The sequence below is a fragment of the Pseudomonas sp. 3MAES_34.3B genome (assembly GCF_058145875.1).
The window spans coordinates 3,933,839-3,955,788 of the sequence record NZ_CM176960.1; the positions used below are offsets into that span (position 1 = coordinate 3,933,839).

General features: G+C 57.9%; 19 protein-coding genes. 12 read left to right on the forward strand and 7 right to left on the reverse strand.

The annotated features are described in order from the left end of the window. Positions 1–25 precede the first annotated feature (25 nt). From AC3Z8Y_RS17445 to AC3Z8Y_RS17480, 8 genes are read left to right on the forward strand one after another with little or no spacing between them, the layout of a single operon-like run. Positions 26–769 (forward strand): ABC transporter permease, encoded by a 744-nt coding sequence (locus AC3Z8Y_RS17445; protein ID WP_490090027.1) that lies wholly within the window; start codon positions 26–28, stop codon positions 767–769. Next, positions 759–2,099 (forward strand): ABC transporter ATP-binding protein, encoded by a 1,341-nt coding sequence (locus AC3Z8Y_RS17450; RefSeq protein WP_490086886.1) that lies wholly within the window; start codon positions 759–761, stop codon positions 2,097–2,099. Before AC3Z8Y_RS17445 ends, AC3Z8Y_RS17450 begins: the two co-directional genes overlap by 11 nt. Further along, complete coding sequence (locus AC3Z8Y_RS17455) at positions 2,096–6,430, forward strand: glycosyltransferase (protein ID WP_490086887.1); 4,335 nt, start codon at positions 2,096–2,098, stop codon at positions 6,428–6,430. Before AC3Z8Y_RS17450 ends, AC3Z8Y_RS17455 begins: the two co-directional genes overlap by 4 nt. Next, on the forward strand, positions 6,406–8,256 hold the full coding sequence (locus AC3Z8Y_RS17460) for a DUF2142 domain-containing protein (protein WP_490086888.1): 1,851 nt from the start codon (positions 6,406–6,408) through the stop codon (positions 8,254–8,256). Before AC3Z8Y_RS17455 ends, AC3Z8Y_RS17460 begins: the two co-directional genes overlap by 25 nt. Further along, positions 8,253–9,356 (forward strand): DegT/DnrJ/EryC1/StrS family aminotransferase, encoded by a 1,104-nt coding sequence (locus AC3Z8Y_RS17465; RefSeq protein ID WP_490086889.1) that lies wholly within the window; start codon positions 8,253–8,255, stop codon positions 9,354–9,356. The genes AC3Z8Y_RS17460 and AC3Z8Y_RS17465 overlap by 4 nt, the downstream gene beginning before the upstream one ends. Positions 9,357–9,359: 3 nt before the next feature. After that, a complete protein-coding gene (locus AC3Z8Y_RS17470; RefSeq protein WP_490086890.1) occupies positions 9,360–10,295 on the forward strand; it encodes a glycosyltransferase family 2 protein in 936 nt (311 codons plus the stop codon). Beyond that, on the forward strand, positions 10,292–11,236 hold the full coding sequence (locus AC3Z8Y_RS17475; RefSeq protein WP_490086891.1) for a WxcM-like domain-containing protein: 945 nt from the start codon (positions 10,292–10,294) through the stop codon (positions 11,234–11,236). The genes AC3Z8Y_RS17470 and AC3Z8Y_RS17475 overlap by 4 nt, the downstream gene beginning before the upstream one ends. Beyond that, entirely contained in the window at positions 11,236–11,634 is a 399-nt protein-coding gene (locus AC3Z8Y_RS17480; RefSeq protein WP_490086892.1) for a GtrA family protein, read from the forward strand. Before AC3Z8Y_RS17475 ends, AC3Z8Y_RS17480 begins: the two co-directional genes overlap by 1 nt. Here the strand turns inward: AC3Z8Y_RS17480 and AC3Z8Y_RS17485 are convergent. From AC3Z8Y_RS17485 to AC3Z8Y_RS17505, 5 genes are all read right to left on the reverse strand, one after another. Next, positions 11,616–12,632, reverse strand: a complete 1,017-nt coding sequence (locus tag AC3Z8Y_RS17485; protein WP_490086893.1) for an MraY family glycosyltransferase — start codon at positions 12,630–12,632, stop codon at positions 11,616–11,618. The two genes, AC3Z8Y_RS17480 and AC3Z8Y_RS17485, sit on opposite strands and share 19 nt — an antisense overlap. Further along, positions 12,629–13,579, reverse strand: a complete 951-nt coding sequence (locus AC3Z8Y_RS17490) for a UDP-glucose 4-epimerase family protein (protein WP_490086894.1) — start codon at positions 13,577–13,579, stop codon at positions 12,629–12,631. Before AC3Z8Y_RS17490 ends, AC3Z8Y_RS17485 begins: the two co-directional genes overlap by 4 nt. Continuing rightward, positions 13,576–14,487: a glycosyltransferase gene (locus AC3Z8Y_RS17495; protein WP_490086895.1), complete on the reverse strand. Its 912-nt coding sequence runs from the start codon at positions 14,485–14,487 to the stop codon at positions 13,576–13,578. Before AC3Z8Y_RS17495 ends, AC3Z8Y_RS17490 begins: the two co-directional genes overlap by 4 nt. A 21-nt stretch (positions 14,488–14,508) precedes the next feature. Next, the gene (gene rfbA, locus AC3Z8Y_RS17500) at positions 14,509–15,396 is read right to left on the reverse strand and encodes a glucose-1-phosphate thymidylyltransferase RfbA (RefSeq protein ID WP_490086896.1); all 888 of its coding nucleotides are present in this window, start codon (positions 15,394–15,396) and stop codon (positions 14,509–14,511) included. Between the two features lie 198 nt (positions 15,397–15,594). Next, positions 15,595–17,004: an MBL fold metallo-hydrolase gene (locus AC3Z8Y_RS17505; RefSeq protein ID WP_490086897.1), complete on the reverse strand. Its 1,410-nt coding sequence runs from the start codon at positions 17,002–17,004 to the stop codon at positions 15,595–15,597. Positions 17,005–17,247: 243 nt separating this feature from the next. Between AC3Z8Y_RS17505 and AC3Z8Y_RS17510 the strand changes: the two genes are divergently transcribed. Beyond that, positions 17,248–17,526 carry a hypothetical protein gene (locus AC3Z8Y_RS17510; protein WP_225772492.1) on the forward strand — a complete coding sequence of 93 codons (279 nt, stop codon included), beginning with the start codon at positions 17,248–17,250 and terminating at the stop codon, positions 17,524–17,526. A 16-nt stretch (positions 17,527–17,542) separates the two neighbouring features. Further along, the gene (locus tag AC3Z8Y_RS17515; protein ID WP_490086898.1) at positions 17,543–18,082 is read left to right on the forward strand and encodes a cysteine hydrolase family protein; all 540 of its coding nucleotides are present in this window, start codon (positions 17,543–17,545) and stop codon (positions 18,080–18,082) included. Here AC3Z8Y_RS17515 and AC3Z8Y_RS17520 read toward each other — a convergent pair. Next, the gene (locus tag AC3Z8Y_RS17520; protein ID WP_490086899.1) at positions 18,079–18,357 is read right to left on the reverse strand and encodes a lipopolysaccharide assembly protein LapA domain-containing protein; all 279 of its coding nucleotides are present in this window, start codon (positions 18,355–18,357) and stop codon (positions 18,079–18,081) included. The genes AC3Z8Y_RS17515 and AC3Z8Y_RS17520 overlap by 4 nt on opposite strands. 17 nt (positions 18,358–18,374) lie before the next feature. After that, a complete protein-coding gene (gene ihfB / locus AC3Z8Y_RS17525) occupies positions 18,375–18,674 on the reverse strand; it encodes an integration host factor subunit beta (RefSeq protein WP_181111589.1) in 300 nt (99 codons plus the stop codon). Positions 18,675–18,973: 299 nt separating this feature from the next. Here ihfB and AC3Z8Y_RS17530 point away from each other — a divergent pair, with 299 nt between their 5' ends. Further along, a complete protein-coding gene (locus AC3Z8Y_RS17530; RefSeq protein WP_490086900.1) occupies positions 18,974–20,299 on the forward strand; it encodes an MFS transporter in 1,326 nt (441 codons plus the stop codon). 293 nt (positions 20,300–20,592) lie between these two features. Next, positions 20,593–21,930, forward strand: a complete 1,338-nt coding sequence (locus AC3Z8Y_RS17535) for a hypothetical protein (protein ID WP_490086901.1) — start codon at positions 20,593–20,595, stop codon at positions 21,928–21,930. The last annotated feature ends 20 nt before the right edge of the window (positions 21,931–21,950 follow it).

Sequence of the window (21,950 nt, forward strand, 5' to 3'; positions counted from 1 at the left end):
GTTGAATCGAGAGCTGATCATTCAGATGACTCGCCGCGAAGTGGTCGGCCGCTACCGAGGTTCGGTGATGGGCCTGGCATGGTCTTTCTTCAACCCGATCCTGATGCTTGTCGTTTATACCTTCGTTTTCTCCGAGGTGTTTCAATCCCGCTGGGCTGGGCAGGAAGGCAAGGGTAACTTCGCCATCCTTCTGTTTGTGGGCATGATCATCCATGGCCTATTTGCAGAATGCGCGAACCGCGCACCCTCATTGATCCTGAGCAACGCAAACTACGTAAAGAAAGTTGTATTTCCGCTGGAGATCCTGCCAGTGATCACATTAGGGGCTGCGCTTTTTCACACAGCAATCAGCGTTGCGGTGTTGCTGTTGGCGCAGTTACTTATAAGCGGCACCCTGGCGGCCACGGCCGGGTTTTTCGTGCTTCTGCTGATCCCCTTGTGCCTGGCAACGCTAGGCCTCTGCTGGGGTTTGGCCGCACTCGGCGTCTACCTTCGTGACGTTGGGCAAATCATCACCGTACTGACAACCGTTTTACTGTTCCTGTCGCCGGTCCTGTATCCCGTGTCGGCTCTTCCACCAGCCTATCGCCCCTGGCTGGCACTCAATCCCCTGACCTACATCATCGAGGAGGGCCGAAACGTGCTCATCTTTGGCCTGTCACCCGATTGGTTCGCTTATGCAAGGGCCGTGGCCTTCGGTCTGGTATGCGCCATAGCAGGTTTCTGGTTATTCCAGCGGATGCGGAAAGGATTCGCCGATGTCCTTTGATTATGCAATACGGGTTCAAGACGTTTCCAAGTGCTTTCACACGTATGAAAAACCGGCCGACCGCCTCAAACAGTTTGTGGTACCCCGGATGCAACGCTGGGCAGGTGATCCACCGACGCACTACGGTCGGGAATTCTGGGCGCTACGCGGAATCAGCTTCGACGTAGCCAGAGGAGAAACGGTCGGCATCGTGGGTCGCAACGGCTCGGGCAAATCGACGTTGCTGCAAATCATTTGCGGAACGCTGTCGCCTACCACCGGACACGTCAGCAAAAGCGGGCGGATAGCGGCGCTTCTTGAACTAGGTTCGGGTTTCAACCCCGAATTCAGCGGGCGCGAGAATATTTATCTCAATGGCGCAGTCTTGGGTTTGAGCCGGGAAGAGATTGAAAGCCGGTTCGATGCAATCGTTGCATTCGCAGATATTGGCGATTTCATCGAGCAACCCGTAAAAGCATACTCGAGCGGCATGGCTGTCCGTCTGGCATTTGCCGTGCAGGCTCAAGTAGATCCTGAAATCCTCATAGTCGATGAAGCGTTATCGGTCGGGGACGCCAGGTTCCAGGCCAAATGCTTCGAACGCCTCAAACAACTGAAGGCAACGGGAACCAGCATCTTGCTGGTCACTCACGCCAGCGAGCAGGTGGTAACACACTGCGACCGCGCGGTACTTCTGGATGGCGGACGGCTTGAAATGGTCGACAAACCACGGCCAGTGATAAACCGTTATCTGGATCTGCTATTCGGAAGAGATTCCGAATCCACGCCCTTACCAGATACATCGCCAGCCTTGGACCCCACTGCCGAAACCCCACCTGCTTTCGAACTGGCATCCGATGCGGACAAGTTCTGTACCAGGCCAGGCTATAACTCCCACGAGTACCGTTGGGGTGACGGCGCCGCTACGCTTCTGGACTACCATTTACGAAGCGCTGGACAGGATTTCCCCACGCAGATCAACAGCGGGGACACGGTCGATTTATGGGTCACGGTCCGGTTCAATCGCCAGGTCATCAATCCCATTTTAGGTCTGGCACTCAAAACGAAAGAAGGCGTTACCCTTTACGGTACCAATACGGAACTTCAACGCTGCGCTGCGATGTCCGAGACCGGACAGCCGCATTCCGTAGCGAGGTTTAAAATTTCCTTCGTTGCTCGGTTGGGCTCGGGAGATTTCTTCATATCGCTAGGCCTGGCCTCCAACGAGGGCGAGGCTGTGGTCCCCCATGACCGTCGGTACGACTCCATCCATTTATGTGTCAGCCCTACCCCACAGATGCTGGGGCTCGTGGATTTGGCCGGCAGCATCAACGTAGAGGCCGCCTCATGAACATGCCAGAAACCCACCAATACGTCCTCGATGCCGCGACAGGGGTATGGGCAAGACCCGATTACGCGAGTATCAACTATAGCGATGGCGATGATGCGGAAGATTATGTTGGCGGAGTCATCAGAAACGCTCACGATCTCACAGCCTTGTCACCGGAGCTTTTCAGTCATTGCAGGGACTGGTCCAGCCTTTACCATCTTTCCCCAGCCCGAGGAAACATTCTTCGCCCCTTTGAAGCCTTACTCAAGGGCTCGGTGCTGGAAATTGGTGCTGGATGTGGAGCGATCAGCCGCTTCCTTGGAGAATGCGGCGCACAAGTACTGTGCCTGGAAGGAAGCCTCAGGCGTGCAAGTACCGCAGCCAGCCGCACCCGTGACCTTTCGAACGTAACCGTGCTGGCTGAAAGATTCGACGATTTCACGACATCGGAACAGTTCGATGCGGTGACCCTTATCGGGGTCCTCGAATATGCAAGCATGTTCAGTACGGCACCCAACCCTGCTCTTCACATGCTCAAGAAAGCCGCGAGCTTTCTGAAGCCCGGAGGACGGTTATTCATCGCCATTGAAAACCAGCTCGGCCTGAAATACTTCGCGGGCGCTCCTGAAGACCATTTGGGAGTACCCATGTATGGTATTGAAGGTCGCTACAATGCAGGCCAGCCGCAAACGTTCGGTCGCGCTGTATTAACCAACCTGTTGAAACAGGCGGGCTTCGTATCGACGGAGTTTCTCGCCCCTGTACCTGACTACAAACTGCCTCACACGATCATTACCGAGCAGGGAATGCTTCACCCTCAGTTCGACGCCGCGAGCCTGCTCGCCCAAAGCGTAGGCAAGGATCCGCAACTTCCCAATGACACCCATTTCGACCTGCATCGGGCATGGCCAGAGGTGATCGAGAATGGCCTGGGGATGGAACTGGCCAACTCGTTCCTCGTTTGTGCCACTACGGATCCTGCCACGCCGGCCATTGACCCAAGTCATTTGGCGTATCACTACAGCACAGGACGCAAGCCTGCCTATTGCAAGGAAGCTTGCTTCACTGAAGTGGGCAGCGTAATCCAGGTTCGTTATCGGCCTCTTGCGCCCCTTGAGAACTCGCCGGAAACTTTCATCTACAAGCTGCCGGCTAGCGCACCCTATATAGAGGGCATATTGCTGAGTAACCGCTTCATCGATCTCGCGGCAGAGCCGGACTGGACCATAGAGAAATTCGCAGAATTCTTTGATACCTACCTGCAGGTACTCCGATCGCTGGCAGATGAGTCTGGAAGCCCTTGCTTCGATTTGAATGTGTACAGCGTACTGCCCGGGGAACTCATTGATGCAGTGCCAAGCAATATAATCCTCGAGCCTTCAGGTCGCGCAGTTTTCATCGATCAGGAGTGGTGCAAGCCAGATGGGATAAAGCTGGGCCATCTACTGGTCCGAGCGATATTGCTTCTGCTGGCCACAAAATCGCCACAGCGTCCCGGAGTCACCCGAGGCACCTTCGTCACTGACCTCTTTGCTCATCTGGGCTTGGCAATTTCCTTGGACGAGGTTGACCGCTTCGTGCAAGAGGAAGCCGAGCTGCAGGAGATCGTAACAGGTCGCTCTCGTGAGGAGTTCGTTGACTGGCAGCCCATGACGAGCCTGGGAGAGCATGCAGCTGTAGAGGCAGCGCCCATTAGTGCGGCATTGTATTGGGCGGACAGCAATGGAGGCTTCAACGAATCCCGATGCACCAGTGCCGTTCTGCTTCCCGAAACCAACACACTGACGCTGACAGTACCTTACCCGATCTCGGTCGACTGCAGCCTGCTGAGATTCGATCCGGTCGATCAGCCGAGCCTTTTCCGCATCGACAGCTTGGTATTGAAAGATGGTGAGAACGAGCTTTGGTCGTGGGACGGCGAATGGCAACACTTGACGGCGATCTCCGGATTAATGAAAGTAGTCGCCCCTGATGGAACAGACGCACTATTAGCCACTGATTCGGACCCCAGTTTTCATATCAGCTTGCCCGCGGGCAGCAAGCCTTCCGACAGCTTGCACCTCGTGGCGCGCATCACATTAGGCTCTGCATTGCGCCCAATGCACGTGCCGTTGGAAAACAGCCCGCCCGTTTCATCTCTCGAAGACATCGTTGCGGACGAAAAGGAATTCAATATGGCGCCTATGGATAGCCAAGCAGCTCTACCCCTCGTTACCGATATTACGCATACCGAGTCACCGCCGGCGGCCAATGACAGCGTTTCGATCGACTCACTGAGCACAGAAGTCGCCAGCTTACGCACTGAGGTTGATCGGCTTCAGGAGGCCCTGACGAATCAGCAGATAGCCAAGGACACGCATATCCATAATCTGAACCTCCATATCATGGCGCTTCAGGGCTCGACAAGCTGGCTGGTGACCGCACCGCTTAGAAAGGCAAGTCGGATGGCGCTGCGCGCGCGCAGGATCCTGCGTATTCTTCCTTCAATCATCCGCCGGGGGGGCGGATTGGCCTCGACCTCCCGCAAGGCTCTTAACGTGCTGCGCACCCACGGCGTCGCTGGATGTGTTGCCAGGATCCGCCGGTTCATCCAAATGGGCACTCCTGAATTCATAGGGCAGGAAAGCCGCCCGGTCCCGGACCGGAACGATTACGCACAGTGGGTCGCTTATTACGACACTTTGGACGATGACAAGCGCTGGAGGATGAAAGAAGACATCCGGGGCTGGAAAGACAAGCCATTGATTTCCATCATAATGCCGGTCTACAACCCGCCTCTGGCATTACTGAACGCAGCAGTCGATAGCGTGCGACGCCAGATCTATTCGAACTGGGAACTGTGTATCGCTGACGATGCTTCCAGCGATCCTGAGGTGTCTCAGGCGCTTCGCGGCCATGCAGCCCAAGACCCTCGTATTAAAGTTGTATTCAGGGAGCAGAACGGCCATATCTCGGAAGCGAGCAATAGCGCATTGCAGCTTGCGAAAGGTGAGTTTATTGCCTTGATGGATAATGACGACCTATTGGCCGAGCATGCCCTGTACTGGGTAGTGAAATCCATCAAGGATCATCCGGATGCGGCGTTATTGTATTCCGATGAAGACAAGATTGATGAGGCAGGCCGCAGATCTTCGCCTTACTTCAAGCCATCATGGAACAAGTTCCTCTTCCGATCCCAGAATATGGTTTGTCATCTGGGCGTCTACAAAACATCTCTTGTTCGCGAGCTACAGGGTTTCCGCGCAGGATACGAAGGCTCTCAAGACTACGACCTCGCCTTACGCTGCATGGACCGAATTGATCCAGCACAGATTGTGCATATCCCGCGTGTGCTCTACCACTGGCGCGTGCACCAGGGCAGTACAGCCCTTGCAGGCAACGAGAAACCATACGCGGCTATCGCCGGCGTGCAAGCGCTTGCCGACCACCTGAAGCGGAGCAGCTGCACGGGCGACGTGGAATTGTTACCAACCGGCATGTATCGGGTGCACTATTCGCTGCCAGAGATCGCCCCGCTCGTTTCCCTGATCATTCCGACGCGCAACGCTCATCTGCTGGTAAAGCAATGCATCGACAGCATTATTGAACTCACTACCTACCCGCGTTACGAAATCATCTTGATAGATAATGGGTCCGATGACCTGGCTGCCTTGGCCTATTTCAGCAGCTTGGAGGCACTGGATAACGTCCGCGTCATCCGCGACAGCCGACCGTTCAATTATTCTGCCCTTAACAATCGAGCGGTCGAGATTGCCCGAGGAGAATTAGTCGCCCTTATCAACAATGATATCGAGGTCATCACGCCAGAGTGGTTGAATGAACTGGTCGCGGTGGCGCTGCAACCTGGCGTGGGCGCAGTCGGCGCCCGACTGTGGTATCCCGACGACCGCCTGCAACACGGCGGAGTTATAGTAGGCGTAGGGGGCGTGGCTGGTCATTCCCATAAGTACCTGCCAAAAGGGGATCATGGATACTTCTGCAGAGCTGAGCTCATTCAGGAATTTTCTGCCGTTACCGCTGCCTGTCTCGTTGTAAGAAAGGTAGTGTTCGAAACAGTCGGTGGCCTTGACGAAGAGCATCTGGTCATTGCCTTCAATGACGTGGATTTCTGCCTGCGTCTCCAAGAGATGGGCTATGTAAACGTCTGGACGCCCTACGCGGAGCTTTATCATCATGAAAGCGCTACGCGCGGTCTGGAGGATACGCCTGAAAAGAAAGCGCGTTTCGCTTCCGAAGTCGCGTACATGAAGCGTCGCTGGCCACGTATACAGGAAGACTACGCCTATAATCCTAACCTGACCCTGGACCACGAAGATTTCGGATTGGCATGGCCGCCTCGCGTGAAAATATGAGGATCGGAGTGGATACCCCTTCGCAATCTCGGGCGATATTTGCCGCTGTTGGCTTTTTCCTGCTAGTCATCGCCTGGTCGGCCATTATCGCCTTCCATGGCGCACCGGATGAATCGACCCATTACTTTTTGCTGGACTACCTTTATACAACGCACCATTTGCCTGTCACGGCTACGATCGACCAACCGTTCCACGGAAAGCTCAGTGGCCATACTTGGCAGCCCGGGGACTTCTGGTATCACGGCCTCCCGTTTCCACATGTTCTCGGTGCGCTGACCACATCTTACTTGCTGTCTGCGCTGCTTCCCCCCGACCTTGGGTTTCTAGCCGGGCGTGTGTTCAACTGGATACTAGCACCGGTCTTTCTCCTCTCGATCTATCAGGTCGCGATGGCTGTCTGTGCCAAGCGGCTAACCGCATTGATAATTGCAATAGCTGTTTGCCTTATACCTCAGGTTACATTCATATTTTCTTACTTCAACAGTGACGCGTACGGGATTACAGCAGTAGCGCTCAGCTTGGCGGCATGCCTCAGGTTTCTGGAGAAACCCAACCTCGGGAGGGCAGTGTTGCTGGGCCTTTCGATCGCCCTGCTACTGCTCGCGAAGTTGTACTTTCTACCTGCGATCGTATTCATCGCCATACGCGTAGTCGCAGAGTGCGTGATCGGACGGAGATACTCACCGCGAAAGCTTGCGATCATTTGCGGGGCAGCATTCATCGCGGCTGCGCCCATGTTGATTGTGACTTATATGAGCTGGGGCGAAATCACGGGCGTATCAGGCCAGGCAGCGTTCGTGGAAATGCACCGAAACGATCCCGGCTCGCTCGCAGGGACGTGCTATGTGGGGTGTCCGGGAGCAGTGGTAAATGTCGCGACATTAGCCCCTTGGCTGAACCTGTCTCTAAAGAGCTATTTTTCAGTCACCGGCTGGATGAACGTTTTCATACCCGGTTTCAATTACACTGTTGCAGCACTTTTGTTCGCGGTGCTGATAGGCATGGCCATGGTTATGGCCATAAAGGCGCTCCCGGGTCAGCCTCGTTCTGCGTATGTCCTTGACGACGCCCTTCCGATATTAATGGCTATAGGCATTTTCCCTGCCATTTTGCTCTTCAGTATCCTTGGCTCCCAGCTCAGCATGCCCCAGCCGCAGGGGCGATATCTTTTCGTCACGATCCCTTTTATTGCGTTCCTGGCCGCCTATGTCGCCGGTAAACGAGTAGATCGACAACCGCGAGTGCTCATGAGCGCTGGTAGTTACCTTGCGACTGGAATACTCGTCTGGCTGGCTGTCGCCAACGCAACGGCAATGGGCCGTACCTTGCAAGCCAGCACTGCGCCGGCCAGAACACCGCTGGTCATGGCGCTTGATGCAGGCACTCACGGTGCACTCTTCAGCGCCTTCAGTGCCGATGTAGCAGGGGCCATAGCAGCACCTGGGCGAGTGGTTCATGACGCTGACGGACTAAAGCTGAAAATAACGCCGGGACCTGAAGCGCAGGGGCACATCGACGAAATCACTTCAGAGCCAGCCGCATTTACCATACGTGGCTGGGCGTACGTGAGCGGTAAACGGTCGTTGGCGGTGGTGGCCGTCGATGGCGGAGGTAGGACGACCCTCGGCAGGATAGGTAGCCAACGGCCAGATGTCGCAGCTGCACTGGGCACACGTGCCGCAGAACGCTCTGGCTTCAGCATCCAGCTGTCACCCGCTAACGGCAGTGCCTGCAACAACTCATTCTTTGTTATAAATTCAGACCTCAGCGTATCGAGGATACCCTCGAGCTGCGCGGCAAATACCATGGACGTGAATAAACTATGAGCACCTCACAGGTTCCCCTGTTTTCGGCCAGTAAAGCTAACGCCAACCTTGATCTGGCGGGCGCTGTCAGTGCTGTGATCGAAAGTCATTGGTATGTATTGGGCAACCAGGTCAAACAGTTCGAGGCAGCTTTCGCGCAGTATGTAGGCGTTTCGGAATGTATTTCGGTAGCCAATGGCTCCGATGCCTTGGAGCTGGCCCTCAAGGGTGTGGGCGTTCAGGCAGGTGATAAGGTCGTTTGTGTAGCCAACGCTGGCTTCTATAGCAGCACGGCCATACATGCCGTGGGTGCGGTGCCTCTGTACGCTGACATCGATCCAGATACGTTGACGCTGTGTTCGAAGTCACTCGCGTCCCTGATTGGCGATGGCCCCAAAGCGATCATTGTCACCCATCTGTATGGATTACTTGCGGACATGACAGCCATCCTTGAAGTGGCTGAGCGAGCCGGTATTCCGGTCATCGAGGACTGCGCTCAGTCTCACGGTGCCCGCAGAAACGGAAAATCCGCCGGCGCCTCCGGGACCGTTGCGTGCTTCAGCTTCTATCCTACGAAAAACCTGGGGGCGTTGGGTGACGGCGGCGCAGTTGCTACGTCGGACGAAGGCGTCGCCTCCCGCATTCGTCAGCTTCGCCAATATGGTTGGTCGGCCAAATACACAGTAGCAGTCCCGGGTGGCCGTAATAGTCGACTGGACGAGATTCAGGCCGCTATCCTGTCCGTCAAGCTGCCTCACCTCGATGCCTGGAATGCCGAACGTCGTCGTATTGCGCTTCGCTACAATGAAGCGTTCGCCCATCTCCCGATACGCTTGCCAGCGTCGACAGGGGCTGATTACGTAGCGCATTTGTATGTGGTTCGTACGCCCCAGCGCTCCAAGCTGGCCGAATACCTGAAGGGTCAGGGAATCACCAGCGACATTCACTATCCTATCCCGGACCACAAGCAACCCGCGTACCCAGTGACGCAGCGTTGCAGCCTTGAACATACGGAACGTGCATGCGAAGAAGTCCTTTCCCTTCCGTGCTTCCCGGGACTTGGGGATGAAGAGGTCGAGCGGGTCATAGCCGCCGTTCAAACCTTCTTTCACAAGGAATGAAACGTGCTGACCCTGGTTATCCCTGTTTACAAGAATGAAGCTTCCATCCCTGCACTGCTCAATGCAATGACAGAAATGGATCAAGCGCTCAATGGTGACCTTGAAGTCGTCTTTGTGGTGGACGGTAGCCCGGACCGCTGCTTCGAGCTGTTGGAGGCTGCATTGCCAAAGCAGCACTGGCGCTCCAAGCTGATTTTGCTGTCGCGTAATTTCGGCTCATTCATGGCTATCCGAACCGGGCTTGAATACGGTGAGGGAACACGCTTCGCTGTGATGGCCGCAGATTTGCAGGAGCCACCCGAACTGGTATTGGAAATGAACCGTGTGCTGCTGACGGAGCCAGTAGATGTTGTGGTCGGTGCCCGGGAAGCGCGGGAGGATCCGTTGTTGTCGCGGCTAGCATCCCAAGCATTCTGGGGCTTTTATCGGCGTTATGTCGTTCCGCAGATCCCGCCTGGAGGCGTGGACATGTTCGGATGCAACAAGGCCTTCCGCGATACCTTGCTAACCCTTGACGAGCGCCATAGCTCACTCATCGCGCAGATCTTTTGGCTGGGGTATCGCCGTAAGTGCATAACGTACGCCAGACGGGAGCGGGAACACGGTAAATCCGCCTGGACCTTCAAGAAAAAGATGAGCTATTTGATGGATAGCATCTTTTCCTTCACGGACTTGCCGATTCGCTTATTGACCCGAGTAGGTGCAGTTGGAGCTACTCTGGCAGCACTAATGGGTATCATCGTGATAATCGCGAAGCTGCATGGCGCTATCGAAGTTCCAGGTTATGCCATGATCATGCTAGCTATTACCTTCCTTGGCTGCGCCAATCTCATGGGGCTTGGAATAGTTGGCTCATATGCATGGCGCACCTATGAAAACACCAAGCAGCGGCCGTTGGCGATTCCGATGCGCGTGCATGATTACGGAGTAAAACCATGACAGATTCAGATAAAGATTACTTCGTGCACAGCCACGCTCTTTGCGAAAGCAAATCTATTGGTAAGGGGACCCGCGTGTGGGCTTTTGCCCATGTCCTGCCAAAAGCTCGGATCGGTGAAGACTGCAACATTTGCGATCAGGTGTTCATCGAGAATGATGTAATCCTTGGCAACCGGGTAACCGTCAAGTGCGGAGTTCAAATCTGGGATGGCATTGAAATAGAAGACGACGTTTTCATCGGCCCCAACGCTACCTTTACCAATGACCGCTTTCCTAGGAGCAAGGTATATCCGGATGAGTTTTCCCGGACGGTAATCCGCCAAGGCGCGTCGCTCGGGGCTAACTGCACGATATTGCCGGGCATTACGATTGAGCGAAATGCCATGATCGGAGCTGGCGCGGTAGTAACCCGCTCTGTGCCTCCAAATGCAATTGTAGTAGGGAACCCGGCCAAGATCATCGGGTACGTGAATGCCAAGCCTGAGGCTGCCAGCAAGCACCTGAACGAGCCCGCAAAACTCGGCGCAGGGGCAAGCAAAGTGGCCGGGGTGTCGCTGCATGTGTTACCTGAAGTCACCGACATGCGCGGCAATTTATCTGTCGGCGAATTCGAGCGCCAAATCCCATTCAAGGCGCAGCGATACTTTCTCGTCTACGACGTACCCACTGCCGAAACTCGAGGCGAACATGCTCACAAGGAATGCCACCAGTTTTTGCTGGCAATCAAGGGAACTGTGCATGTAGTTGCTGATGACGGGAGCAATCGAGAAGAGTTCATTTTAGACAAGCCAAATGTTGGGCTACACTTACCCCCAATGACTTGGGGTATACAGTATCGCTATTCCAGCGATGCAGTCTTGCTAGTGTTTGCTTCACACTATTACGATGCTGCCGACTATATTCGGAAATACGACGAATTCATTCAGTTGAAAAGCCGCTAATGGCAACACGCATTCTTAAAATGATAAGCCGTTTCAGCCTTGCTAGATTTCTGGTGTCGGGTGGCTTCAATACCGCCCTCACCTATCTGGTATACCTGATCGCTTTGAATTGGCTGAACTATGCCTGGAGTTACTCGCTCGCTTATGCCCTTGGCATTGTGCTGGCGTTCATTCTTAACAGGTCCTATGTCTTCAAAAGCGACAGGGGATGGAGATCGGTCATCCTTTTTCCATTTGTATACCTCGCTCAATACCTGATCAGCATGGTGGTACTGAGGGTCTGGATTGATCATTTAGGCTGGCGAGCGGAGCTTGCTCCACTTATGGCAATAATCGTTTCACTCCCGGTTACGTATCTGCTTTCCCGGCTGGTATTTGGCTATAAAAACGATCTATGACCAGCTTTGGCCCAAATTGCTAGAGCGACAAGGGGAGCGTACGCCAGGAGCAGTCCTTGCCAAGCTGCGAAGCTGGCGGTCCCGCTTGTAATTTCCCACCCCACCGGCAATAACCACACCAAATTGATCACCGCTACCGCCGCCGTCACCTTCCCATGCCCCCACCGCTGCGCCGCATGCTGATACGCATGGCTGCGGTGGGCCTCATACACCTTCTCACCCCTACGCAACCTCACCACAAGCGTCCAGGTCGCATCGACAACAAACACTCCCATCAGCACCAACCCTGCCCAGAATACCTGTGGCGCATGCGAGGCTATCTTCAGCCATAGCAGCCCAATCACCAGCCCAAGAAACCCACTACCCGCATCGCCCATAAAGATCTTGGCGGGCGGGAGGTTCCAGCACAGAAAGCCTGCGGAAGCGGCGGCTAGAAGCAGTGCCAAGCCCACGTCAGCAGGCGTGGCGTACAGGTAGCTCAGCCAGGCCAACCCCAGGCACACCGTCACCGCTTGCACCCCGGCAATCCCGTCGATACCGTCCATGAAATTGTAGAGGTTGAGCAGCCATACCAACCCAACCACCAACGGGATCACGAGCCACAGGCCACTCAGGTATACAGACCCGTACAGCGGCACAATCGGCCAGTTGGCCAGCAAGGCGAGGCCAAGCCCCGCGGCGATAAAGTGGCCCAGCAAGCGCCAGCGGGCGGCGATATGGCCATGGTCGTCGGCGAACCCTATGGCGGCAACGCCCAGGCCGGGGATAGCCAGTACGCTTGCATCAGCCGCCGTAAGCAGCCCTAGGTACACCGCAACGGGTAGCCCCAGCAAGAAAGCGCCCACTATCCCGACTCCGCCGCCACGCGGCGTAGGCACCGTGTGTGAGCTACGGTCATTAGGCACGTCCATCAGCTGCTTGCGCAGTGCGTAGTTGCGTACGGCCCCCGTGAGCAGCGCCGACAGCAGGAATACGCCGAGGCAGAGAACTACGGTCACTTCAGCTCCCCTTGGTACGCCTTCGCCGCCAGGCGCAAGCCTTCGCTTTGCGGCAACGGCGGTGTCCAACCTAACCGGACGGTGGTGTGCTGCAAATCCACCTCCAGTGGATCGCATAATCGGCTGATCACCGCACGCTTGCCAACGGCCGTACCGGCGAGGCGCAACCAGTCGGCCGGCACGGGTAGCAGCATTGGCTTTCGGCCGAGCGCTTTCGCCAGCGCGGCCATCAGCTGCGTGGTGGTGGGTTGTTCAGCATCGCGGGCGAGGAATATCCCCGTAGCCGCAGGTGCGTTGGTGCAATGCACGGTAAGGTCCGCCAGGTTTTGCACAGCGATCATGCTCCGGCGATTGTGCAGCGCACCGAAGGGCAATGGCCAGCCCCGGCTGAGCGCTCTCATCATTGCCCGGAAGTTGGCTTTTACGCCTGGCCCGTATACCAGCGGCGGGCGAATGATAGCCACCTCAAGCTCCCCCCTGCCCGCGAGGCTGAGCAGGGCTTGCTCCGCTTCGAACTTGGATTGGCCGTAGGGGTCCTGTGGCGAGGGCACGTCGTCAGGGGTAAACGGGCCACGGCCACATGTGGTTTCGCCGTTCACCTTGATGCTGCTGAGGAACACGAAGCGGCGGACGCCACAGGCGGCAGCATGCGCTGCCAAGCGCGTTGTCGCTTCGGCATTAGCGGCACGGTAGGCCTGGAGGGGACTTTCAACGGTATCCGCCATTACATGCACGCGAGCGGCGCAGTGGATTACGGCGTCTATGCCAGCAAGGTTGGGTAAGCCCTCCGCGAGCAGGTCATACGCCACCGCCCTCCCCGGCCCTGCCCAACGCTCGGGATGACGTACCGCGGCGATCGGGTGTACGCCTGGCAACTGCGCCAGGCGGGCCATCACCGCCGCGCCTACGAAGCCAGTGGCGCCAGTAACCAGTACGGAGCGGCTCATGTGCGCGTACCTGCGGTGATGGCCTGCAGCACGCAAAGGGCAGCGAAGTAGAACCGGTCACGAGGTCGGCGGCGGCAGTGCCGGGCATGAGTCGCGAGCCAGAGCAAGCCTCGGTGGCCGTTATCGAGTTGCTTGCGCAGCGGTGGAGGGCAACCTACCAACCGGGCGATCAGGTGGATTTGGGTAAACCACCAACCATCACGGATGCGCCGAAGCCTGGCGAGGGACTGGCGCATACCAACGTTCGCCCCAATCAGGTTGCTGGCATGCTGCCGATAGCGCATGCCCGGTTCGGCATCGATGAACCACGCCCGCCCGCTGGCACGCACGAGTGCGTACAGGTACCAGTCCTGCAACGTGATGCCGCTCAAGGCTTCGCGCTGCTCTTGCACCTTCGCCTTCACGTAGCCGGCCAGCGCTTTGGTAAAGACATAGGTGCACCCCGGCCCGGCTGCTTCGAAGTAGTGGTCATAGGCTACTTGCGGCTGTGCTTTGTGCAGCAGCTGCGTGCGCCCATCGGGCCAGAAGGCGGTCACGTTCGAGGAATAGGCCTCACAGCCCTGGGCTGGCAGTTGCTGCGCGGCACGCTGCAGCTTATGAGGCAGCCAATGATCGTCCTGGTCACTCAAGGCCACGAGATCGAAGCTATCGAACGGGACCGTTGCCAGAAGGTGAAAGAAGTTCGCGGCGGCACTACCAAACCGCCCACTCACCGGCAGCACATGAACCCGCTGATCGGCGGCGGCGCGCTGGCGGCAGCGCTCGAGCGTGTCGTCCCCGCTCGGGTCTACGCTGATGAACAGCTCAACGGCAACGTCGCGCTGCGCCAGAATGGTATCGATCTGCTCGTCTATCCATTGGCTACCGTTGAACGCGGCCATGAGGACAGCGACGCGCTCACCGCTCAACGTTCAAGCCCTGCACAGGCGTTACAGCGTGCTTTCACTGGCAATCTTCAGCAAATACTGCCCGTACCCCGTCTTGGCCAGCCGGCGCCCTTGCTCCATCAGCGATTCCTTGGGAATCCAGCCGGCATGGAACGCGATCTCTTCCAGGCACGCCACCTTCAGCCCCTGCCGGTGCTCGATGGTATGCACGAAGTGGCTGGCTTCGAGCAGCGACTCGTGGGTGCCGGTGTCCAACCAGGCGAAGCCACGGCCCAGCAGCTCTACGTTCAGCGAGCCTTGCTCCAGGTACACGCGGTTGAGGTCGGTGATTTCCAGCTCGCCCCGCGGCGACGGCTTGATGGCTTTGGCGATCTCCACCACTTGGCTGTCGTAGAAGTACAGCCCGGTCACTGCGTAGTTGGACTTGGGCTGGGCGGGCTTTTCTTCAATGCTGAGGGCGCGGCCCTGTGCGTCAAATTCCACCACGCCGAACCGCTCCGGGTCTGCCACGTGGTAGCCGAACACGGTCGCGCCATGCTGCTGGCTGGTGGCAGCGTGAAGATTGTCGGAGAAATGCTGCCCGTAGAAAATGTTGTCGCCCAGGATCAGGCAGCTGGGCGCGCCTGCGAGAAATTCTTCGCCGATGAGGAATGCCTGAGCCAACCCGTCCGGGCTGGGCTGTACGGCGTATTCGAGCTTCAGCCCGAACTGGCTGCCATCGCCCAGCAGCTTGCGGAAGGAAGGCAGGTCGTCTGGCGTGGAGATGATCAGAACCTCCCGCATGCCTGCCAGCATCAGCACCGACAGCGGGTAGTAGATCATCGGCTTGTCGTAAACCGGCAGCATCTGTTTGGACGTGCCCAGGGTGAGCGGGTGCAGGCGGGTGCCGGAGCCGCCAGCCAGAATGATGCCTTTGCGAGGTGTTGCCATGGTTACAGATTCCTTTTGCATGCCATAGCCCTGGGGCCGGCTTTCCATTGATGCCTCACAGGCAGTGCCTGGAGACGCGGACGTATTGAGGCCGGGTACTCGCATGGCTGCGTGACCCGGAAACAATACCAAATACAAGGAGATAAATCCTAGAATCAGCAGCAGGAGGGGCTGTGTCAGAATGTGTTCGCACCGCTTCTAATGGTCGGTCACCACCTGCATCCCCGCGTATGCGACTCGCATCGCGCCGGCCAATGCCGCCTTGGCCTTCGCTTCTCCGTGCACCAGGCGCACCACGCTCGGCGCCGAAGCGATACCTGCCACAAACGCCAGCAGCCCTGCCTGGTCGGCATGGGCGGAGTACCCTTCGAGCGTGGCCACACCAGCGCGAATGTCATACCGCTCGCCATCCAGGTCAATGCCGAGAAAGCCTTCAGCGCCCTCCGCCGCCTGGATGACTGCACCGGGGGTGCCTTTGGCCTGGTACCCGGAAAACAGTACGTTATGCCGAGGATGCCTGAGCATGGCCTTGAGGTAATTCACGATCCGCCCCGCCGAGCACATTCCATTGCCTGCAATAACGATGGCCGGGCGCAACGTGCTGCTCAGGTAGTTAACGGTACGCAGGTGTTGCTCGTGGTTGTCGATGGTAATCAGCTGTGGGAACGCCAACGGCGATTGCCCGGCCTTGGCACGCGCTTGCGCTTCTTCGTTCCACCATGGCTGCAGATCGCGATAGGCCTGGGTGATTCGGCTTGCCAGTGGCGAATCTAGGATTACCGGCAATTGCGGCCAGTCCACGATGTCTGGGGCGTTTCCCCCGCCCTGGCTTAGCGCCTTGTTGCGGAGGATGGTTTCGATATCGGCCAACAGCTCCTGCGCACGCCCGAGGCTGAAAGACGGAATAAGGATAGTGCCCTGGTCTTCGAGGGCCTTTTCGATCAGCCGGGTCAACCGGGGCACGCGATCTTCGCTCCCCCCATGCATGCGGTTGCCATAGGTGCTTTCCAGCACAAGCACATCGGCGCGCTCTGGCGGCAGCGGGGGCCTGAGCAGTGCAGAGCGGCCGCTGCCAAGGTCGCCGGAGAATACAACCCGGGTGCTACCCGGCTTGTCCGGCTGCTGTATATCGAGCTCGACGTAGGCAGACCCCAGTACATGGCCGGCCCGTTGCAGGCGCAACCCACAGCCTGGGTGGCCTGGCAAAGCGCTCCACTGGCCGTAGGGCAGGGCCACTGTTCGCCGGGCGACCAGGGCGAGGTAGCGCTCCACTTTCGCCTTATCCCGGGAGAACATCAGTTTGAAGGCGTCTTCGAGCATCAGCGGCAACAGCTTTGCCGAGGGCTCGCTGCAGTAGATAGGCCCATCGAACCCAGCCGCCAGCAGCCAGGGAATACGGCCGATGTGGTCCAGGTGTACGTGGGTAATCACCAGCCCGGCGACGTTTTCTACGGGAAAGTCGATTGCATTGCTGCGGCCGTCGGCTTCGCGCCCCTGGAACAGGCCGCAATCCACGAGAAGGCTTCGGCCATTGCCTAGCTGAATCTGATGGCATGACCCGGTAACACCTTTATGGGCACCGTGGTGGGTAATATCTGGATACGGCACTGGCTCCATTCCTTTGTGCGATGGGGAGCGGGATTTAGCCGTGTATCAATCCGGAAACCCTATAGGCGCTGATCCGAAATACTTCGTGAATCGTTGATTCGTAAACAAAGTTTTCTACGCTTTGGGCGTTGTTTGAGGTAGGTTTGGGGTATCAGGCCGTAGCCGCCGATACAGGGCGGACAACTACGTATAAAGCCTAACAGCCATGGGCAACGCACCCGGGCAATGATCATAAGGGTGGGCATGAAACGTTTTCTGGTGGCGATAGCGGTGCTGGCGTTGTGTGGGTGTGCGGCGGATTCACAGTCCCAGATCCGGCAGGGGAAAAAGGGCCTCAACATCAGTTGCTCGGGGCTTACCTCCTCGTGGAACCGCTGCTACAAGCGAGCGGAGAAAGCCTGCGGCGGGGACTACAAGGTGCTTGCCCGCTCAGGGCAAGACGGCGAAGACGCCAGCGAGTACCCATTCGGCATCAACCCTGCGGGCTATACCAGCCGCAGCATGATTGTGTTGTGCCGCTGATGCTGAGGTATGCGCAATGAGCACCGCGCTGCTTATCATCGACATGCAGCAAGGCATGCAGGCGCCGCACCTTGGCCGCCGCAACAACCCCAACACCGAACGCAATATCGCCACGCTTCTCGCCCACTGGCGCGAGAAGGCCTGGCCGGTGGTACACGTTCGGCATATTTCCCGGTCACTTGGGTCGGTGTTCTACCCCGGCCAGCCAGGCTGCGAATTCCAGCCCGCGCTTGCACCTTTGGCGAGCGAAGCGGTATTCGAAAAGAACGTGCCCTGCGCCTTTACCGCCACCCAGCTGGAGCGCTGGCTGCGGGTTCGCGGTATCGACGATGTGGTTGTGGTTGGCGTTATAACGAATAATTCGGTCGAAGCTACCGCCCGGACCGCAGGCAACCTGGGCTTTGCGGTAACCGTGGTCGAGGACGCGACCTATACCTACGATCAGCGAGACCTCAGCGGGCGTTTGTGGCCGGCCGAGGACGTGCATGCGCTGTCCTTGAGCAACCTGGCGCTGGACTACGCGGCAATCGCTACTACGGCAGCGCTACTGGCCTAGGCCTGGCTGGCAGGTGCACTGTTTACCTTCTGCCGGATGGCTGCCCGGCGCAACCGCCGACGGCCGCGCATGGCGATGAACCATCCTATCAGCGGCCCCACTGCCAACCCGGCCAGCAGCGCGAGCAGCACCACCACCGATAGCGGCCATTCAGGGCTTGTGAACCCAAGGAAGCTCAAGGCGACCTTTTGCGGGTTTTCCAGTACGAACAGCAGGCATACCGCCGCCACGACCAGAACAACGACAACTTGCAGCAGGCGCGTGAAGCTACGCACGGGCTTTCCTCCAGAGGTCAGGCGCTGTCGCGCTCTTCGTCTTCATTCACCCGGTCACGCAGCTCCTTGCCAGGCTTGAAGTGCGGAACGAACTTGCCGTCCAGGGTAACCGACTGGCCGGTCTTCGGGTTTCGGCCCACCCGCGGTGAGCGGTAGTGCAGCGAGAAACTGCCGAAGCCGCGGATTTCAATCCGGTCTCCTGTAGCCAGGGACTGGGACATCTGCTCGAGCATGGTCTTGATCGCCAGCTCTACGTCTTTCGACGACAACAGGCCCTGATGCGTGACTATGCGTTCGATCAGTTCGGACTTCGTCATGTTTTTCCCTTCTTTATCAAGAAGCTAGGAAACCGCAAGAAAGGTTGTAGCACGGTGAACCGGGTTTGAACAGCCCGCATCTTGACTTTTTGGAAATCCGAGCGGAAGCGCTGCCAGCCTATAAAAACAGGCATCAATTTGTTGACGCCGCCGCCTCGCTTCATAGAGAACCTCTCTAAGTACATAGCAATTTTCTCCCACTATATGGGATTGACCATCATATATTGAGCGCACTTTAAAACTGCTTTAGGGTGGGCTCAGCTCCTGTGCGCTCATAACAACAACAGCCCGAGGTTCCCATGGCCCAACCGAACCTGGACGCCGGCCTCCACGCCAGCACCATCAAACGCCTCAACCTGAAGCTCATCCCGTTTCTGATGCTGCTGTACATGGTTGCCTACATCGACAAGTCCAATATCTCAGTAGCAGCGCTACAGATGAACGCCGAACTCGGCCTTACCGCTCGCATGTATGGCATCGGGGTGGGCTTGTTCTTCCTTACGTACATCCTGCTGGAGGTGCCTAGCAGCCTGATCCTTACCCGGGTAGGCGCGCGCCGTTGGATTGCCCGCATCATGATCACTTGGGGGATAGTGGCGGCCGGCATGAGCCTGGTGCAAAGCGCCAACCAACTCTATGGCATGCGGTTGCTGCTGGGCGCGGCGGAGGCGGGTTTCACGCCGGGGATCATCTACTACTTGTCGCAGTGGTACCCGCGCACCGACCGGGCCAAGGCCATGTCCTTCTTCTACATCGGCGCCGCGCTGGCCTCGGTGATCGGGTTGCCATTGTCCGGCGCTTTTTTGCACCTGGACGGCTACTTCGGCGTGAGCGGCTGGCGTTGGTTGTTCCTTCTCGAAGGCCTGCCGGCTGTGGTACTGGGCGTGGTTGTGTTGCGTTACCTGCCCGACACACCCGAGCGCACCCACTGGCTGGAACCCGCCCAGGCCACCTGGCTAAGCCGTACCATCGCAGCGGAGCAGGCCAGCAGCCCTATTTCACACCACGTGGGCTGGCGCAAAGCCTTCCAAAGCCGGCAAGTATGGCTGCTTAGCCTCTTCTGGCTGTTGCAGGCCTTCGGCACCATCGGGATTACCCTCTTCCTCCCTCTGATCGTCAAATCGGTCTCCGGCCAGGCTTCGTTCACGGTAAGTGTACTGTCGGCACTGCCTTTCCTGTTCGCTTGCTTATTCATGTATTTCAACGGCACCCACTCAGACCGCAAGGGCGAACGTGCCAGGCACCTGGGCGTGCCGTTGATGCTGGCAGGCGTGCTGCTCGCGCTGGCAGTGGTATCAGGCAACCCGTGGCTCGCTTATGGGTTGCTGGTGACTGCGGTTGGCTTGAATTGGGCAGCTACGCCGGTGTTCTGGGCCACCACCACCGAGTACCTGTCCGGTGCGGCTGCCGCGGCCTCCATTGCGCTGATCAACTCCATCGCAAATATCGCAGGGCTTGGGCTGCCGCCGGTGATGGGCTGGATCAAGGACAGCACGGGTAGCTATGACTACGCCCTTCTCCTGGTGGCCGGGGCGTTGTTGGCGGGGGGTGTGCTAGGGCTGTATCTGGCTCGGGCACCTAAACCGGCGGCGAATGGCGAGGGGGTTGGTGCGAAGGCGGGCTGAATAAGGTGGTGCAGTCCATTCCGAAAATATTCATTCGCGAGCTATCGCCGGACGGCAGCCCCCGCCGCTTCCTACCGGATCGGCGAGGCTGCGCGGGCCATGTAGAAGCAAGCGAAGCCGAAGGCGGAGCTCGCGAATAAGGCTGCCAGCAACATGCAGTAAGGAAAAACCGGCTGAAAAACCATTCAAGATTATTTTACGCTGCGGCCTGATTTACGCCTTTACGAGTCTCTCGACCAGGGATGACAGACTCTTGCATGGATATGTCCCGCTTGAACAAGTGACAACCGCACATGGCGATCAGGCTAGAGCTACACACCGAGGATCCGGAAGAGGTCGCGTTTATCCAGCGTTACTGGGCCACGGATGGAGACGGGGCGTTTATCGAGAAGGTGAACGAGCTCGTTCCCTTCAGGGAGATTACACAAGGTGGCGCCATTGCCGCTTTCGTGCGGCAACGGTGCACGGCGTACGATGAAAACCAGCCCTGCAAAACCTGCGGGGAACCCATCGAAATATCCAGCCGTTCGGAATTCAGGAAGCAGCCGCCGGTGCGTGCATTTGCAACGTGCAATGCATGCCAGCAAGCGGCGACGGCACAGCGGCGGGAACGAGAAATCGAAGCCGCAGCCGAACTCGCCGCCCGCCTGGCCGACTATGCTCAGGCGCTTAGCGACCAAACCTGTGACTACCGAGCGCTTGGGGATGACCTGGCGCTTGTGCTGCTGGCGCTCGAGGCCGCCATCACGCCCCGGCTAACGACCGGCACGTTCTCTGTAGGGGATTGCGAGGCACTGTGCGCCGGTGAAGCCGGGCCGTACCTGCAGCGCTTGCTACAGGCCGGGGTGCTGATGGAACGCCCCTTGGAGGCGGAAGCCGGCACCTATTACCTCAAGGACGACAGCTTATGGATCCGGCGGGCTCAGGCGGTTTATGCCTTGGCGCCGGACCCCGACCTGGCCCCGGCAACTTCCGTACTTGAGGTAGTTTCCAACCGGGAGCTCACCGACGGCCACGCCCTCGCTCAGCTGTGGCTCGACTATGCCCTTCAGGACGTGATGCATTACTTCATGAGCGAATGCCACACCTACAACCATGAGCTCTGCGCCGAGGAACTGCTGGATATCCAGAGCAGCTTTCGCAGCGCATTGAGTACCTATAGCGTCGCGCAGCTGTGGTCCGTGGCCTGGCGGGTGGTGCGGGATGCTGCCAGCCTGGCAAACCGCACCTACTACAACCGGGAAAAGGCGGCGGCCACGCTGCCGGGCAAGGTGCGCCGTCACATGGAGAAAGTGGACCGCGAAGCAGTGCCGCTGCGCGCCTGGGCGCGTCGTGAGGAACATCCGGCGGGTACGCTGGGCATGGTGTTCTGGGAGTTGTTCGAGATTGACGAAAACACTACCGGTGCCGACGCACTGCAGATGTTTTCAAGAATAGGCTTGCAGACAGAGGTGCCTGCTTGCGAAGCGGCCATGCTGGCCCCTGCTACCGAGCTGATGCAGGCTGCCGTGGCGGAAAACAGGGTGCCGGAAATACTGCTGGAGTTTGCGGCACTGATCGAGCGCGGGATGGACGTACCGGGAGCGATCCGGTCGATCAGGGAAAACCACCCGGCGCTTATCGACAAATAAAAAAAGGGGTGACCGAAGTC

Coding starts and splice junctions, on each gene's coding strand:
- AC3Z8Y_RS17445 (WP_490090027.1), top strand. CDS start 26: ATGACTCGCCGCGAAGTGGTCGGCCGCTACCGAGGTTCGGTGATGGGC.
- AC3Z8Y_RS17450 (WP_490086886.1), top strand. CDS start 759: ATGTCCTTTGATTATGCAATACGGGTTCAAGACGTTTCCAAGTGCTTT.
- AC3Z8Y_RS17455 (WP_490086887.1), top strand. CDS start 2,096: ATGAACATGCCAGAAACCCACCAATACGTCCTCGATGCCGCGACAGGG.
- AC3Z8Y_RS17460 (WP_490086888.1), top strand. CDS start 6,406: ATGGCCGCCTCGCGTGAAAATATGAGGATCGGAGTGGATACCCCTTCG.
- AC3Z8Y_RS17465 (WP_490086889.1), top strand. CDS start 8,253: ATGAGCACCTCACAGGTTCCCCTGTTTTCGGCCAGTAAAGCTAACGCC.
- AC3Z8Y_RS17475 (WP_490086891.1), top strand. CDS start 10,292: ATGACAGATTCAGATAAAGATTACTTCGTGCACAGCCACGCTCTTTGC.
- AC3Z8Y_RS17480 (WP_490086892.1), top strand. CDS start 11,236: ATGGCAACACGCATTCTTAAAATGATAAGCCGTTTCAGCCTTGCTAGA.
- AC3Z8Y_RS17490 (WP_490086894.1), bottom strand. CDS start 13,579: ATGAGCCGCTCCGTACTGGTTACTGGCGCCACTGGCTTCGTAGGCGCG.
- rfbA (WP_490086896.1), bottom strand. CDS start 15,396: ATGGCAACACCTCGCAAAGGCATCATTCTGGCTGGCGGCTCCGGCACC.
- AC3Z8Y_RS17510 (WP_225772492.1), top strand. CDS start 17,248: ATGAAACGTTTTCTGGTGGCGATAGCGGTGCTGGCGTTGTGTGGGTGT.
- AC3Z8Y_RS17515 (WP_490086898.1), top strand. CDS start 17,543: ATGAGCACCGCGCTGCTTATCATCGACATGCAGCAAGGCATGCAGGCG.
- ihfB (WP_181111589.1), bottom strand. CDS start 18,674: ATGACGAAGTCCGAACTGATCGAACGCATAGTCACGCATCAGGGCCTG.
- AC3Z8Y_RS17530 (WP_490086900.1), top strand. CDS start 18,974: ATGGCCCAACCGAACCTGGACGCCGGCCTCCACGCCAGCACCATCAAA.
- AC3Z8Y_RS17535 (WP_490086901.1), top strand. CDS start 20,593: ATGGCGATCAGGCTAGAGCTACACACCGAGGATCCGGAAGAGGTCGCG.